This window comes from SAR324 cluster bacterium (genome assembly GCA_015232315.1).
In the GTDB taxonomy this organism is placed as follows: domain Bacteria; phylum SAR324; class SAR324; order SAR324; family NAC60-12; genus JADFZZ01.
In genome coordinates, this window is the sequence record JADFZZ010000003.1 from 214,899 (window position 1) to 231,151 (window position 16,253).

Here is a 16,253-nt window from a genome sequence, read left to right on the forward strand (position 1 = left end):
CCGTCAATCATTATTCTGACGCCCTTGATTATTTCCGGGGTAACGTTCACGTTTGTTACGTTAAGCACTGTGAAGGCACTGGCACCAATTCCCCCTTGGTTTAAGGGGGTTAGGGGGATGTTATTCTGAGCTTTAAATCCCCCATGCCCCCTTTGAAAAGGGGGATTTTCTCGCAGGTAATTTCTAACTTAATAGCCTTGAGGGTAACGCGTGTGTCTCCTGATTCATCTTTCGTCAGTTTTTTTACATCAATCTGGTTCGGGAATTGTTCCAGCCAAGAATTATGATCTATTTTTTCAATGATTGTCTGATAATAAAATGAAAACACAGACCGCCTCAGATCCCTATTCCTTTGACCGTATTTCTCCTGCTCCTGTTTCCGCTGACCAATGCACAGATTGCCGTAGCTATTTAATCTCTCTTTCTTTTTTCGCGAACGTAATTTTTGTGGTGATAGAAGGGTTTGTTGGAATCATGGCCGGTAGTCATGCCCTGGTCGCGGGCGCACTGCATTCACTGTCAGACACCACCACTTTTGGCCTGAATTATTTTGAGGATCGGCGGCATTTAGCCAACGTACAAAAGGTGAATCCGGGCATCAATGTTTTCATGGGTGTCACCATGTTCATCGCGGGGGCCTGGATATGTGCCCGCAGTGTGTCGGCTCTTGTGATCAATGACCCCTATCGTCCCGGACTCATGGGGCTTTCGGTCGCGGCGATTTCAGTCGGCCTCAACTGGTATCTGTGGAATTTATCAAAATGTGTCTATGAAAATCACAAAGACCAGCGCGTCAACATCTGCAAGATTCAAAACACCCTCAATTTTTTTTCAGCGGTATTGACACTGACTGGCGTTTTGCTGGCTGATCTTGGTTTTGTATTTTTTGACCCCCTGTTTGCCGTTTTTATTGCTCTCACCATGATTTTCGCTTCCTCGTCCATCCTGCGAGAGACCTTTGGGGCCGATGATAATTTTACGCCGAAATCCAGGATGGTGATTTATCTGGTCATAGCCTTCCATGCCGCAATCATTATATTCTTTGTGACGGCTACAACCATCAAAGTCCTTGATAGCCGCAATGTGATTCTTATTCCTTCAGAAGGCACAACGCTCGATAGCAAAATAGATTCCAGGCTGGGAAGATCCAACTATTTTATCATTTACGATATTCGCACTGACAGTGCTGTCACTGTGATCAATACAGACCGGAATGTCGAAGGGGACGTGAGCCACAACTTAATTGGTGTGATCGATGAGTACAACGTCGGTGTTGTGATCGCGCCGCATGTTGGCAAAGAAGTGTTTGATAAACTGGTATCAAAAAAGACAGCGATGTATTATGACGGTCACAATGTCACTGTCAACCAGGCCTTGCAGGATCAACAATCCGGACTTCTGGAGCAGGCTACAATCAACAACGTGGATCGTGGCTATGGCCGTAATGTTGTCAAATGGCTCAGTGTCTGGTAAGTACTCGACCATAAATCTTTAACCATTTTTTCTGGTTCCCTACCTCTGGTGGGGAACCCTCCTTATCCCCCTCCGGTGGCTTGCCAACGAGCCGTGGAAGGGCACCAGAGGTGCGTTATGGAACGGTTCCCGACGAGATGTCTTGAAGCACAAAAAACAGGTAATGAACGATTAAGTCGAATGGAAACACGTCTGGCTCATGTAGAGCATGAGCTTCATTCAGGGTTCCATGAACTCAGTTCAAAAATGGATCAAACTCGCCAGGAAACAGTTGATTTATTACGTCAACTCGTCACAAACACCCGAAAATAAAAACTAAATGCCCCCAAAAAAGCCAAAATCATTATTCGCCCCTACCGATTGCATTCCGTTCCACTTCGTTTTCCCCAAAAGAGATCTACATGTCTGACAACCTGAGTCAGCTTCTCAGTGAAACTGATTTGTTCCGAATTAATCGAAAAGGCCGGTTTTTAATGTGTGAGTTATTGACCGCGCATCAAACCCTGACCACGAGTTATGTGAATGGGGGCTTCAGGGAAAACCAGAAATGGCTGATCAATCACCAAAGCTGTGAAGCGTCGGCTCATGAGGAGGTACATTCCAGAATCGCGGAACTTGGACAGGCCCGATACCACACAACCATTTGCGATTCCTTCGGGTTTTCTGAGGAGCAGGTTTCTCTGATGAGCACCGCGGCCAACATGCACTATGCCGCTGTCAAACAGGAAACATTTCGTGACATGACTGTAACAGCTTGTGTGACCGCAGGCGTTCAGGGCAATGCTTCTCGCAGTGGCGACCCCGCCAAATATGATGAATCCTTCAAGGGCTGGAATGAAGTCCCACCAGAGGGAACCATCAATACATTGCTGTTGATCAATGTGCCCTTAACTCCTGCCGCCGTGACCAGATCTGTTGTGACAATGACTGAAGCCAAAAGCGCGGCGTTGGAAGAACTGTCTGTGGGAAGCCGATATTCTCAAGGCTTGGCCACAGGAACCGGGACAGACCAGTTTTGTATTGCCTCACCGATTGCCCCTGAACAATACTCAAAAACATGGACTGGCGCTCATACAAAAATTGGTGAGTTGATCGGCAAAGCTGTCACTTTATCAACCAGAGAAGCCTTGCGCTGGCAAAATGGTCTGGAAATGTCTTATACCCGAAGTGTGTTTCACATCCTGCAACGGTATGGATTGACTGAAGCAGTCTGGAACCAAATGCTTGCCCGTTTTTCAACAGAGCAGGAACTTCGATTGTTCAAAGCAAATCAAAAGGCTTTTATCTACGATCCTCAAATTTCCTGCGGTGCCTTCACCCTTGCGGTTTTGCTTGATAAACAACGTTATGGCGTCATCCCTGAAGCGGTTGTTGCTGAACAGATTGTTCATGAGCTTGCCTTGCTGATGTGTGTTTTAGGGCAGAATCACCAACAATTTGCCGCAAATCTGCATACCTTGAAACAGAATTCACTCCCGCCACTTGAACTGTTTGTGTATGCCATTGTGGAAGGAACCAGACTGAAATGGTCTGAGAAGGAGAATAGCGCATGATTTCCTGCCTTACTGTTCTGATCGGAATGTTGTTGCTGGACGCCTTGCTTGGAGATCCCCGTGTTGCCTGGCATCCTGTTTGTCTGATAGGCCGATCCTTGAGTTTTTTTGAGGAAAAACTGCGTCAAATCGGCTGGAATGGTTATATCGGCGGAATACTCCTGTTTTTTTGTCTGGCTGTGACATGGGTGCTGCCTGTGACAGGGATCATGATCTGGCTTGCCAGAGAAATGCCGATCGCTGGCTGGCTGTTTCAGATTATAACCGGATTTTTCCTGCTGGCGATACACTCCCTGTTGGCACATTCCTGGAACATACTGAAAGCCGCTGATTCAGGCAATCTGGATCTGGCCCATCAGGAAACAGCGAAACTGGTAGGACGGGATACCGCACCCATGAGTCTGGATGATTGCAGACGATCGGCGGTTGAGAGCATGGGCGAAAGCTTGACGGATGGAATCATCGCACCCCTGTTTTATTATTTTCTGCTGGGAATTCCCGGAATGCTGATGTTTAAAATCATCAGTACGATGGACTCCATGGTGGGATATAAAACGGAAAAGTACCTGAAATTCGGCTGGTTTGGCGCACGGGCTGATGATGTCCTCAATTATATCCCTGCCCGACTCAGTTTTATTCTAATCACCTTGCTTGCCTCGGTGTTACCCGGTTATTCAGGACGGTATGCTTTCAAAATCGGCTGGTCTCAGCATCATCTGATCCCCGGTCCCAATGCCGGCTGGAGTGAAGCCGCAATGGCCGGAGCACTGCGTATCAGAATTGCGGGGCCTATCTGGAAAAAAGGTGTGAAGGTCACAGATCTCTGGATTGGAGACTCTCAAGATCCTGAGGCCTGCTCTCATGGTGAGGTGTTTAAAACCATGGCTATGGTCGTCTTGAGTTCCCTGGTGTTCTGTATGATTTCAATAGTTACGATTTTCTGGATTGTCGGATAAGACAGACCATGCGAGATGAATTATTCAAACATCCGGAATCATCCAAAAAATTTGAATTCAACGAAGCGGTCGCCAATGTTTTTGAGGACATGCTGTCGCGCTCAATTCCATTTTATCAGGAAGTGCTTCGACTCACCGGGGAATTAACCCTGAAATTCTGTCATCCCGGCAGCGTGATTTATGATCTGGGATGTTCCACTGGAACCCTGATTCATTATCTGGCGGATCTCATCGCCCCCTTCCGGATTCCGGTAACCATCAAGGGAATTGACTCCTCACAGGCGATGCTGGACAAGGCCAGAAGCCAAAGTAACTCAAGCCATGAACCGTTAGCCATCGAATGGATTTGTGGTGATATCCAGACAACACCAATACTCAAGCCGACCGTAATCATCCTGAATTACACCCTGCAGTTCGTTTCTCCAGAGACCCGTCAAGCTTTTGTTACAAAACTCCATGCTGAACTGGAACCGGGCGGCCTGTTGATCATGAGTGAAAAATTACGGTCTGATCAGCTTGTGGTCCGTGAACTGGAAACCGAATGTTATGAAAGTTTGAAACGACGTCATGGATATTCAGAAATAGAAATTTCCAGAAAACGACAGGCTCTGGAAAATGTTCTGGTTAGTTTCTCTCTGGAGGATAACCTGTCTCTGTTGCGGAACGCCGGTTTTGAATCTTCGGGTATCGCCTTCAAATGGCATAATTTCGCGACCTTCTGGGCTGTAAAAGATCCTATGTGATCGGTCCTTGAACCTTCTCAGGCATTCTATGAAAACCCCTCCAAAATCGGGCACTCCGTTGTCTTACTGGAATTTTATCATTCCAATGTTCAGTTTGAATTTTTGTGTGTTTGTGGATCATCTGATGATGATTCCGCTCAGTGGGCAAATTGCCGGGGATATTGGCATGTCCATCGAAAACAGCGCGATGCTGGTCTCGGCGTATCCGTTTGCCGCAGCCGTTTCTCTGGTGTTACTGGCCCCCTTCTCGGACAGGATCGGCCGTAAACGCATGTTGTTGTTCCTGACCCTTGGATTTGCCTTTGCCACCCTGGGGATCACGTTTTCGAAAAACATCATCCTGGTCTTTTTATTCAGAATTCTGGCCGGAGTATTTGGCGGACCGATTGTGCCAAACGCCCTGGCCTTTGCGGGAGATTCGTTTGAAGGTCCGCTGAGGACCCGGGCACTGACCAATCTCATGCTGGCGTTTTCTGTTTCATCCATTCTGGGTGTCCCTTTTGGTGCGGCACTTGGGGATATGTTTGGCTGGGAAGCCGCCTTCTATGCGGTTTCAACCGGTTCATTCCTGTGTTGTCTGATTTTATTGAAATTGCAGGCGGTGCCGACCGGTGCTGAACGCGGCAGAATATCCCGGCAATATGTCGAATTGATATCCTTATGGAAAGAACCTTATATCCGGCGGGTATTTTATCTTCAGATTTTCATGATGATCGGATTGTTTGGCATGGTTCCCAATCTCAGCGCCTGGCTTGGCACCAACTGGCAGATGACGTCCACTCAAATCGGACTGCTTTATACCCAGGGCGGTGTCGCGGCGGTGATCTCCAATATTCTGGCCGGAAGATTGATGCGGGCAGGCTATAAACTGGAACTCATCACCGCGGGATCCCTGATTATGGGAGTTACAATGATGATGTTCACCCTGGAGTTTTTCACCATGGCCACCGCAGGATTGGTCTTTGCCGGCATCATGTTTGGCGGAACCATCCGTATGCCGGCCTTTCAGATCATCCTGTCCGAGATTGTAGATATTTCACGACGGGGCCGATTGATGTCCATGAGCATGATTGTGGCCAACATGATCATGGGACTGGGGGGAATCTGGAGTACCCTGTTTCTCAAAATGGAAAACAATCGCCTCGAAGGCATGCCCTGGATCGGGGTGATCGGGGTAATCACCCTTTTCATGGTGCCAGTGATGGTCTATCGTCTGAAACCGTATATTCCCGGTTCCCGAATAAAAAGTAGGATAAACCCTGTCAAATAATTGCGGGCAAAAAAAAGGCCTCCGTACAAAAAAACGCAACTGTTGCTCAGGTGAAAAAAGAGGAACCTGCCGCATCTGTGAAAAAAAGCACACCTTCTGCTCCGGTGAAAAAAAACATTCCAGCAACTCCTGTGAAAAAATAACGGGATGTAATAACCAACGAATCCGAACCCTCCATACTCTTGGCTTGCCTTTCAGATTGGACTTTGAGAAAAAACCGTCTTTCTTCAGGCAATACACGGATAACCCTTCAAACCGGGAAAAAAGGACATTATGGCATTTCGAGTTCCAGTAAGTTGGCTCAAGGATTTTGTGAATATCGAAGCTTCCGCAGAGGAACTGGCAGAACGTTTAACCATAGCCGGAATGGAAGTGGAATCAGTGGAACAGGTTGGTTCCTCATGGGATGAACCCTATCTGTTTGTCGGCAAAGTCATTGATATAAAACCTCATCCTGACGCGGATCGTCTGTCACTGGTGACTGTGGAATATGGAGCGGCAGAACCCCTCACGGTTGTCAGCGGAGCCCCCAATCTCAAACAATATGAAAATAAACTTCCAGAAACAGCGCTCAAAGTTCCACTGGCACTTGCCGGGGCCCGTCTGTTTGATCCGTATGAGGGGGATGGCACAAAACTCACAACCTTGAAACCTGCCTCTGTACGAGGCATTCATTCCGCTGGAATGCTGTGCTCCTTGAAAGAACTTGGACTGGGTGACAGCCATGAAGGTGTTTTGCTGTTCAATGCGGATGCGCCGTCCGGGATGTCGCTTAAAGAATATCTGGGAGATTACATCCTGAATTTTGACATCAAAGGCAGTTTCAGTCATTTGCTTTCCATTTACGGGATTGCCCGTGAAACTTCGGCCCTTTGCGTGTCGCCACTGGAAACATTGCCCCCTGAAGTGATGAAACCTGCTCAGGGTATCTCATCCCCCTGGTTCCTTGGCCTGGAAATCAAGGCCCCTGAATTATGCCCAAGATACTCGGCTTTGTTGATCCGCAATGTAAAGGTTGGCCCCTCACCGTTCTGGGTACAACAGCGGTTGATGCGCTGTGGAATGCGCCCGATCAACAATATCGTCGATATCACCAATTATGTCATGCTCGAACTGGGACAACCCCTGCACGCGTTTGATTATCAACTTCTCTGTCAGCGGGCAAACAGTCAGACTCCATCCATTATCATTCGAACCGCGGAACCTGATGAAAAATTAACGACACTGGATGGAATTGAAAGAACTCTTGATCCGCAAATGTTGCTCATCACTGATACGGCAGGAGCGGTAGCGATTGCCGGTGTGATGGGTGGGGCAGACACCGAAGTTTCCGAAAAGACGGTGGATATCCTGCTGGAGGCCGCCAGTTTCGAGTTTCTCAATAACCGCAGAACGTCACAGATGCTCAAACTGCGAACTGAAGCCAGTGAACGTTTTGGTAAACGGATTGATCCGGAATTGACGTTAACAGCGGCAGTCAGAGCGGCACAACTGATGGAAGAATATGCCGGCGGACAATTGGATCCGGTTTATGGAGATCTGCATCTCAATCAAAAACCAACAAAGACCATTGAGTTGTCATCAGCGTATATCAAACGGGTTTTGGGAATTGAGATTCATCATACGGAAGTCTTGAGGATTTTAACAGCACTTGAATTTGAAGTGTCAGGAACAGACCCAATGCAGGTTAAAATTCCCAGTCATCGCATGGATGTTCATATTCCAGCCGATCTGGTTGAGGAAATTGCCAGAATTTATGGCTACAATCATTTGCCTGCGACACTGATCAGTGACGCGTTGCCGCCCCAGAAAATCAATCTGAAACTCACGGGGAGTGAGCGGGTTCGTGATTTGCTTGTTTCCGCGGGACTGGATGAAATCATCACCTATTCGTTGATTGATCTGAGTCTTGAAAAGCGGCTTCAGCAAAATGAGAACCTGAATGAGTCCGAATACCTCAGTGTTAAAAATCCATTGTCCAGTGACAAGGCCCATTTGCGTCGCAGTCTGATACAGGGCGCTCTGGAAACAGCCAGGAGAAATTTACGGACCAACAAACGAATCTCAACGTTTGAAATTGGCTCCGTGTTTCTTCCCAATGGCGATGCGCTCCTGCCGATGGAACCACGCCGACTCAGTATTTTGCTGACAGGTCCACGATCGACCCTTTCATGGATTCCGGCACCGCATGAACCCATGGATTTCTTTGATTTGAAAGGGATCGTTGAATTGTTGTGTCAGCATCTGCACCTGAACAATGTCGTGTGGAAAAAAAGTTCGATTCCGTCCTTGCATCCCGGTCGTTGCGCACAGTTGCTTATTGGCGGCAAGTCCCTGGGATATATGGGCGAACTTCATCCGAAAATCAGACATGAACTTGAACTTCCTGATCAACCCGTGTGCCTGCTGGAATTTGATCTGGATTTAATGCTGTCTCACTGGAATGAAGACTATCAGATGGTTCCTCTTTCCAGTTATTCTCCGATCTATGAGGATCTGGCGTTTGTAGTCAACGCCAACATTCCTTCAGAAATGGTCACTTCTCTGATCGCAAGAATTGGCAGACCGCTTTTGCATAAGGTGGATCTGTTTGATGTGTATGAAGGTGAACAAATTGAGAAAGACAAGAAAAGTCTGGCGTATTCCCTGACCTATCAATCGTTTGAACGGACGCTTACGGATAAGGATGTTGAAGACGTGCGGAACAAAATCATCAGTCGTCTGAAACATGAATTGAATGCAGTGCTCCGATAATCAGGGACAACAGGGAAGGAGATATCCATGTTTTTTCAAACCGTGGAATCTGTTCTATGGACAGGTTCTCCAGCCCTGAAAACCCGGCGATTTCAGCAGGAGTATCCATTGTTGAAAAAACTTTTGGAAACTCCTGATCACAACTCCCCGATAAAACCCCTGACGGAGCCTTCCTATCAGGGATTCTGCAAGGTTGTTTCCCCCAAAAAAGTGATGAAACGCGGCAATCTCGAGTCTCCTGAAGGACGGATTGCTTTTTTGCACGCGCTGGCACATATCGAATACAGCGCGATTGATCTTGCTTTGGACGCCGTTTACCGATTTCGGCATTTGCCTGTAACATATTATGAAGACTGGCTTGAAGTCGCGGCTGATGAGGTTCGTCATTTTCTCCTGCTGACAGAATTATTGAAGCACTATGGATTGTCTTATGGAGATTTGCCAGTGCACAGTTCCCTGTTTGAAGCGGCTGTCAAAACACCTGATCTGCTGAGTCGCATGGCTGTCATTCCCCGCTATTTTGAAGCCAATGGACTGGATGCCACTGACCGGATGATGCATAAAATTCGGGATCATTATCTTGATGAATCCTGGGCACCTGACATTTTGTCAACGCTGGACCTCATTTCCACTGAAGAAATCAGCCATGTGAGCAAAGGTTCGTTCTGGTTTCGCCATGCTTGTCGTCAGGAAGGAAAAGAGGAATCGGTCTATTTTGAAATCATCCAGCGTCTATTTCCCAAAAACAATCTGGGCCACAAAACAGATATTACACGCAAGGCAAGATTGCAGGCTGGCTTCACTCAGGAAGAACTGAACCTCATCGAGCATGGTTCTCCGCAGAACCGAACATTTTCTTCAGCTTCCACAGGTATCAATGACTTTTCGTAAGGAATCGTTCATCTGGTACGCCTTTTCTGTGATCATCAGTTTATTGATGGCCGCATCCCTGCTTCTCGGGTCCGTGTCCATTTCCCTCACAGACCTCTGGAATAGTATCATCGGGAACGACGTTTCTCCGGTGACTTACCATATCCTCCTTAATTTCCGTCTGCCGAAAACCTTGACAGCGCTGATAGCCGGATCAGCCCTTGCGGCAAGCGGCTTGCTGATGCAGACCATGTTCCGGAATCCGTTGGCGGGTCCGTTTGTTTTGGGGATCAGTTCAGGCGCCAGCCTGGGTGTAGCGATTTCAACCCTGTGGGGAGTGACATTGGTGGTCGGAAGTCAGTTTAATCTTGTATTATCAGGCTGGGGAAGAGTCATTGCCGCACTCTCAGGTGCCACTGCCGTGCTGATTGTTGTGATGCAACTCAATCGCAAGCTCCGGAATGACATGCTGTTGCTCATCATTGGTCTGTTGTTGAGTCACATCACCAATGGTCTGATCAGTATTTTGATTTATTTCAGCAATCCAGACCAGATCCAGACATATCTGCTGTGGACCATGGGTAGCTTCCGGGGTGTTCAGTGGCGTGAGCTGGTGATCATGGGCCCGTTGGTTTTCGCGGGAATTGTTCTGGCTTTCCTGCTGGTAAAACCACTGAATTCGCTGTTGCTTGGAGAGCACTATGCCGCCAGTATGGGAATTCCGGTTTCAAAGATTCAGGCCTTGATCATTGCCGCGACTGCGGTGATGTCAGGGACAGTGACCGCTTTTTGCGGCCCCGTGGGATTCATTGGCATCATGGCCCCACATTTAGCCCGGGGACTTTTCGGAACATCCGATCATCGACTGATTTTACCGGCATCACTGGCCATGGGTTCCTGCCTGGCACTCATGGCTGAATTGATCGCGCAACTGCCCGGATTTCATGAAACGCTACCACTGAATTCAGTTTTATCCTTGCTTGGCGCACCGATGGTCGTGTTTATTTTAATGCGCAGAAAGCGATATTCAGGAGCGTGATGCAGGCGATACTTCAGATAGCTGACGTGACCACTGGTTATGGTTCCAGAAAAAAAAGACAAATCATCAGTTCCCATCTGAATCTGGACATCTTTCCGGGAGAATTCATCTGTCTTCTCGGCCCCAATGGCAGTGGGAAATCAACGTTGCTTCGAACCCTCACGGGGATGCAGGATTCTTTGGGGGGGCAGATCAGAATCGGAGACGTTCTGCTCTCTGATTTGTCCATGGAACAACGTGCGCATCTGCTGGCGGTAGTCCTGACCGTTTCCTGGCAGGGTGGCCCGTTTTCTGTGGAAAAACTGGTGGAACTGGGACGAACTCCGTATACCAACCGTTGGGGGACACTCGCGGCTGAAGACAAACAACAGATCGAATGGGCCTTAAAGGTCACCAGTATTGAGCATCTGCGCAAAAAAGACATTCAGGAACTGAGCGATGGGGAAAAACAACGGGTGATGATTGCCCGTGCGCTGGCTCAAACACCTGAACTTATTATTCTGGATGAACCAACGGCGTTTCTCGATCTACCGCATCGGATTGAGATTCTTCAATTGTTGCGGGAACTCGCTTATGAGCAAAACAAGGCAGTGCTGCTTTCCATACATGATCTGGAGCTGGCCATTCATCTGGCCAATCGTATCTGGTTGATGGATTCAACAGGAAATTGTGTATCGGGAACACCGGAGGATTTAATTCTGCAAAACCGGATTCAGGCCGTGTTTGACAGAGACTACATGCGTTTTGATCCATGGTCTGGAAATTTTAGGGTCATTGATCAGGATCGGCAAAAAATCGGTCTGGTTGGTGAAGGACTTGCGGCACTATGGACGACTCGCGCGTTGGAAAGAAACAGATTTCATGTTGAGCATCTGCAACCTTCGGATGACCATACATTTCCCTGTATCACCGTTATCGAACAGCCAGTTCCTGCGTGGAAAGTTATCCTGCATGACAACGAGCAGGAATTTGATTCCATTGAGCAACTCATGAAATGGATTCTTTCCATCCATAAATAAAAATGTTGCGATCCTGTCTCTTCTGATCCGGTTTGTAGACAATGTCATCAACTTAAGCATTATGAATGGTGCTGAGTATTAATTCCCCCTTGGTTCAAGGGGGTTAGGGGGATGTAATTCTGAGCGTTAAATCCCCCATGCCCCCTTTGAAAAGGGGGATTCCCCGGCGAAAAACGCCTTAAGTTGACTACATTGGGTTTGTAGAGACGGGTTTCATATCTGATCCAATTTGTAGAGACGGGTTTGAAACCCGTCTCTACGCACAATTTCTGAAAGGTGCCAATTTCTGTTTTATTTCTGATTCAGACACCAAGCAACAGGCGTGAAGGGTCTTCCAGATAAGATTTTACCCTGTATAGAAAACTCACGGATTCACGTCCGTCAATCACACGGTGATCATAGGACAACGCAACATACATGATGGGGCGTATCTCAACATTTCCATTGATCGCGACAGGCCGATCCACAATATTGTGCATGCCAAGAATGGCGCTTTGTGGTGGATTGATGATGGGTGTTGACAACATGGAACCAAAAATGCCGCCATTCGTAATGGAAAAGGTTCCACCGGTCATTTCATCCAGACTCAAGCGGTTGTCACGCGCTTTTTGTCCGAGTTCCACAATTTTCTGCTCAATTTCCGCGATTGTCATGGTGTCCGCGTTTCTGATGACAGGGACAACCAGCCCTTTGGGGCCACTGACCGCAATGCCCATGTCCACATAATTGTGATAGACAACATCATCACCATCAATCATGGCGTTCACATCAGGAAACTCCTTCAAACCTTCGGTCACAGCCTTGACAAAAAATCCCATGAACCCCAGTTTGATTCCATGCCGTTTCTGAAACGCTTCATTGTGGGTTTTACGCAAACGCATGATCTGGCTCATATCCACTTCATTGAAGGTGGTCAGCATGGCTGTTTCATTTTTGACAGACACCAGCCGCTCTGCGATTTTCCGGCGTAAGGGCGACATTCGTTTCCGGCTTTCTCTAAGAATTTCAGATGTGGATGGCGTTGCTGTTTTTGGAGTGGCTACAGTCGGTGAAACTTGTGGAGGCGCAATCACTGGAGTCGAAGCGTTTTGGGCATCCGCTTTGGTGATTCTGCCATCTTTTCCGGAACCCTGTATCGCTTCAGGCGCTAGGCCTTTTTCCGCAAGAATTTTCTGAGCGGCCACGGAGGGATGTCCGGTCGCATAGGTTGATTTTTCAACAGGCGTCAGTGTCTCACCAACTGCGGCACTGACTGGAACCACAGGTGGTGACGTGACAGAACCAGAGGCTTCAGTGTCAATCACCGCGGCGATATCGCCCACTTTCGCAGGTGTGCCTGACGGGATCATGATTTTTAGTTTTCCAGCATGTTCAGTGATGAGTGGCAAGGTCGCCTTTTCAGTTTCAATTTCACACAGCACCTCATCAACGGCCACCATCTCGCCATCCTGTTTGAGCCAGTTGGCAATTTCAACTTCAGTGATGGATTCTCCAGGACTAGGAATTTTAATTTCTACAGGCATATTTCATTTCTCTTGAAGGTTAATAATCAGGCAAAGGCCCGGTCAATCAGTTCTTTTTGCTGGGCATTGTGAATTTTATAAAAACCAGTCGCGGGAGTGGCGTTTTCCTTGCGGGAAATGGTTTCCAGCGGACGAAATTTGAAACGGCGCAACATGAAGTTCAGGTATCCCATATTCTCAGGCTCTTCCTGAACCCAGAGCCATTGTTTTGCGGCAGAATAGCGATCAAGAACCTGTTGAATCTGCCTGGACGGCAATGGATTCAACTGCTCCAGTCTCACGATCGCGACATCTTTTCGTTCGGTTGATTGCTGGCGTTCGAGAAGTTCATAATAAATTTTTCCGGTGCAGAACAACACCCGACCCACCTTGTCCGCATCCACATAAGAATCATCCAGCACCTCATGGAATCGGGTTCCTTCGATAAAATCGTCAATCGGGCTGACACAGGCCGGATGTCGCAGCAAACTTTTCGGAGTGAAAATCACCAGAGGTTTACGAATCGGCCAGATCATTTGCCGACGCAGAAGATGAAATAAACTGGCTGGAGTGGTGCAGTTGGCCACAATCATGTTGTTGTCAGCGCACAAGGCGAGAAAGCGTTCAGGGCGAGCTGAAGAATGTTCAGGACCCTGGCCTTCATAACCATGAGGCAAGAGCATGACCAAACCGTTCATTCGTTGCCATTTGGTTTCAGCGCATGAAATGAACTGATCAATGATGATTTGCGCGCCATTGGCAAAATCGCCAAACTGCGCTTCCCAGATCGTCAGGACTCGTGGTGAATAAAGGGCGTAGCCAAACTCGAATCCCAGCACACCATACTCAGACAACAGTGAATTATAAATTTCAAATCTTGCCTGATGTTCACTGACATTTCTCAACGGGACATATTTCTCTTCAGAATCTTCCACCAGCAATACCGCATGACGATGAGAAAAGGTTCCCCGTTCAACATCTTCGCCGCTGAGTCGAATAGGATTTCCCTGATGCAGCAATGTGGCATAGGCCATGGTTTCTCCCATCCCCCAATCCAGTTTTCCGGCATCGCCAATCATCTTTTTGCGGTCCTGATACAATTTCCGTGTCTTGTCAAAAAACTTTTTATCTTCAGGAATGTTCGTGATTCGATCCCCCAATTCATGGAATAATTCACGAGGAACTCCTGTTTCAGGCGACAATTCAAAATCTTCTGGGGTTGCCAGACGAAGTCCAGACCAGTTGCCTTGCAGAAATGATGTCACCTGAGATGTTTCTCGCTGGCGTGCTTCCTCCAGTCGCTCCTGAAGCATGCTTTTGAATTCCTGTTCCATTTCAAGAGCAAGACTTGCTTCCACACTCCCTTTGGAAATCAATTTCTGATTATAAACTTCCCTGGGGTTGGGATGGTTGGCAATCAATTTATAAAGCAGGGGTTGCGTGAATCGCGGCTCATCGCCTTCGTTATGACCATGTTTACGGTAAGACAAAATATCAACAAACACATCCCGATGAAATGTCTGCCGGAAGGATAGTGCCAGTTGAATGACATACACGACAGCTTCCACATCATCGCCATTGACATGAAACACCGGCGACAGGGTCGTTTTGGCAACATCAGTACAATAGGTACTGGATCGTGCGTCATGATAGTTGGTGGTGAAGCCGATCTGATTGTTGAGCACCACATGCACGGTGCCTCCAGTCCGATAGCCATCCAGTAGCGACATTTGCAGGACTTCATACACAATGCCCTGTCCTGCGACAGAAGCATCGCCATGAATCAGAATCGGGCAGATCTTGTTTTCATCATTTTTGTAGCGCAAATCCAGTTTGCTACGCACCAAACCCTCGACCACCGGATTGACAGCTTCCAGATGTGAAGGATTGGGGAGCAGGTTCAGTTTGACGCTTTTTCCTGTAGACGTGGATTGGGTGCTGGAATAGCCCATATGGTATTTGACATCGCCTTCAAACAAGGAGTTAGCAAAGGCTTTCCCTTCAAACTCGGTAAAAATGCTGTCGTAGGTTTTTCCCAAAATGTTGGCCAGCACATTCAAACGTCCACGGTGTGCCATACCAAACACAAATTCGCTGATACCAAGTTCCGCTCCAAATTCCAGAATGGCATCCAATGCGGGAATGATGGTTTCAGAGCCTTCCAGTGAAAAGCGTTTTTGTCCCACATATTTCGTATGCAGAAAATTTTCAAAGACGGTGGCCTGATTCAGTTTCTGGAAAATACGTTTTTTTTGACTGATGGTCAACTCAGGCGTGTTCTTGCAACGTTCCATCTTTTCTTCGAGCCATTCAATCATGTTCGGAACACGCACAAATTTGTATTCAACCCCAATAGAGCCGCAATAAGTCTGATCCAGCCAATCAATGATTTTTCGCAGTGTGCCTGGTCCACATCCTGGAATTCTGTTACCCGCCTGAAACACAGTGTCCAGATCTGAGGCACTCAAGCCATAAGTTTCCAGCGCAAGAGATCCGGGATGCACACGTCTGGGGCGTATCGGATTGGTTTTGGACCACAAATGTCCTCGCTGGCGGTATCCATTGATCAGGTTGATCACACAAAATTCCTTATCCAGTTTTTCTGGATCCACATTACTGCTGTCACCATAAGTTTCTCGGGCAAAATCAAATCCCTTGAAAAACTGGGCCCAGTCAGCACTGACCGAGGTCGGGTTTTTCAGATATTGCTGATAAAGTTCATCAATTGCGGAAACATCGGCATTTCCAAGATACGAATATTGGTCCATAATTCAAAAATCGTGAAAGGTTGTCAGGGGTGGACAAGAGGTTTTCCACAGATGGATGCAGGGTAAACGCATGGTTTCGGTTATGGTTATTCCGTAACCACAGTTTGAGGTCTGAGTACAAAACCGGCGGTCATCCTGCATGAAGATTTACTAGTTATGTCAAATGCTTTCAAGGTGTTTTCAATGATGCGGAAATAATTATTTGACAGCGTTGTGGTGAAACTGTGTGGCTTTTTATTGACGGGATTTTCCATAACCTGTTCCATGTTACACTGCGAATAACCTTAAAGATTGAAATTATGGTGT

General features: G+C 47.5%; 13 protein-coding genes. 10 read left to right on the forward strand and 3 right to left on the reverse strand.

All coding sequences use genetic code 11. The features are described from left to right. Positions 1 to 109 precede the first annotated feature (109 nt). Positions 110 to 328 carry a hypothetical protein gene (locus HQM11_03865; protein MBF0350138.1) on the reverse strand — a complete coding sequence of 73 codons (219 nt, stop codon included), beginning with the start codon at positions 326 to 328 and terminating at the stop codon, positions 110 to 112. Here HQM11_03865 and HQM11_03870 point away from each other — a divergent pair. From HQM11_03870 to HQM11_03915, 10 genes are all read left to right on the forward strand, one after another. Then, entirely contained in the window at positions 319 to 1,473 is a 1,155-nt protein-coding gene (locus HQM11_03870; GenBank protein ID MBF0350139.1) for a cation transporter, read from the forward strand. The genes HQM11_03865 and HQM11_03870 overlap by 10 nt on opposite strands. A gap of 117 nt (positions 1,474 to 1,590) precedes the next feature. Beyond that, positions 1,591 to 1,785 carry a hypothetical protein gene (locus HQM11_03875; GenBank protein ID MBF0350140.1) on the forward strand — a complete coding sequence of 65 codons (195 nt, stop codon included), beginning with the start codon at positions 1,591 to 1,593 and terminating at the stop codon, positions 1,783 to 1,785. 89 nt (positions 1,786 to 1,874) lie between these two features. Then, positions 1,875 to 3,026, forward strand: coding sequence for an adenosylcobinamide amidohydrolase (locus HQM11_03880; protein MBF0350141.1), 1,152 nt, complete (start codon positions 1,875 to 1,877; stop codon positions 3,024 to 3,026). Beyond that, a complete protein-coding gene (cobD, locus tag HQM11_03885) occupies positions 3,023 to 3,982 on the forward strand; it encodes a cobalamin biosynthesis protein CobD (GenBank protein MBF0350142.1) in 960 nt (319 codons plus the stop codon). Before HQM11_03880 ends, cobD begins: the two co-directional genes overlap by 4 nt. 8 nt (positions 3,983 to 3,990) lie before the next feature. Further along, the gene (gene cmoA / locus HQM11_03890; protein ID MBF0350143.1) at positions 3,991 to 4,725 is read left to right on the forward strand and encodes a carboxy-S-adenosyl-L-methionine synthase CmoA; all 735 of its coding nucleotides are present in this window, start codon (positions 3,991 to 3,993) and stop codon (positions 4,723 to 4,725) included. Positions 4,726 to 4,753: 28 nt separating this feature from the next. Continuing rightward, entirely contained in the window at positions 4,754 to 5,995 is a 1,242-nt protein-coding gene (locus HQM11_03895; protein MBF0350144.1) for an MFS transporter, read from the forward strand. A 273-nt stretch (positions 5,996 to 6,268) separates the two neighbouring features. Next, positions 6,269 to 8,749, forward strand: coding sequence for a phenylalanine--tRNA ligase subunit beta (locus tag HQM11_03900; GenBank protein MBF0350145.1), 2,481 nt, complete (start codon positions 6,269 to 6,271; stop codon positions 8,747 to 8,749). A gap of 27 nt (positions 8,750 to 8,776) precedes the next feature. After that, entirely contained in the window at positions 8,777 to 9,640 is an 864-nt protein-coding gene (locus HQM11_03905) for a ferritin-like domain-containing protein (GenBank protein MBF0350146.1), read from the forward strand. Next, complete coding sequence (locus tag HQM11_03910) at positions 9,627 to 10,658, forward strand: iron ABC transporter permease (GenBank protein ID MBF0350147.1); 1,032 nt, start codon at positions 9,627 to 9,629, stop codon at positions 10,656 to 10,658. The genes HQM11_03905 and HQM11_03910 overlap by 14 nt, the downstream gene beginning before the upstream one ends. After that, positions 10,658 to 11,677 (forward strand): ABC transporter ATP-binding protein, encoded by a 1,020-nt coding sequence (locus HQM11_03915; protein MBF0350148.1) that lies wholly within the window; start codon positions 10,658 to 10,660, stop codon positions 11,675 to 11,677. Before HQM11_03910 ends, HQM11_03915 begins: the two co-directional genes overlap by 1 nt. Before the next feature lie 302 nt (positions 11,678 to 11,979). Here the strand turns inward: HQM11_03915 and odhB are convergent, their stop codons facing one another. Together odhB and HQM11_03925 are read right to left on the reverse strand one after the other, a co-directional pair. Further along, positions 11,980 to 13,200 carry a 2-oxoglutarate dehydrogenase complex dihydrolipoyllysine-residue succinyltransferase gene (gene odhB / locus HQM11_03920; protein ID MBF0350149.1) on the reverse strand — a complete coding sequence of 407 codons (1,221 nt, stop codon included), beginning with the start codon at positions 13,198 to 13,200 and terminating at the stop codon, positions 11,980 to 11,982. A 26-nt stretch (positions 13,201 to 13,226) separates the two neighbouring features. Then, the gene (locus tag HQM11_03925; protein ID MBF0350150.1) at positions 13,227 to 15,947 is read right to left on the reverse strand and encodes a 2-oxoglutarate dehydrogenase E1 component; all 2,721 of its coding nucleotides are present in this window, start codon (positions 15,945 to 15,947) and stop codon (positions 13,227 to 13,229) included. Positions 15,948 to 16,253: the final 306 nt, after the last annotated feature.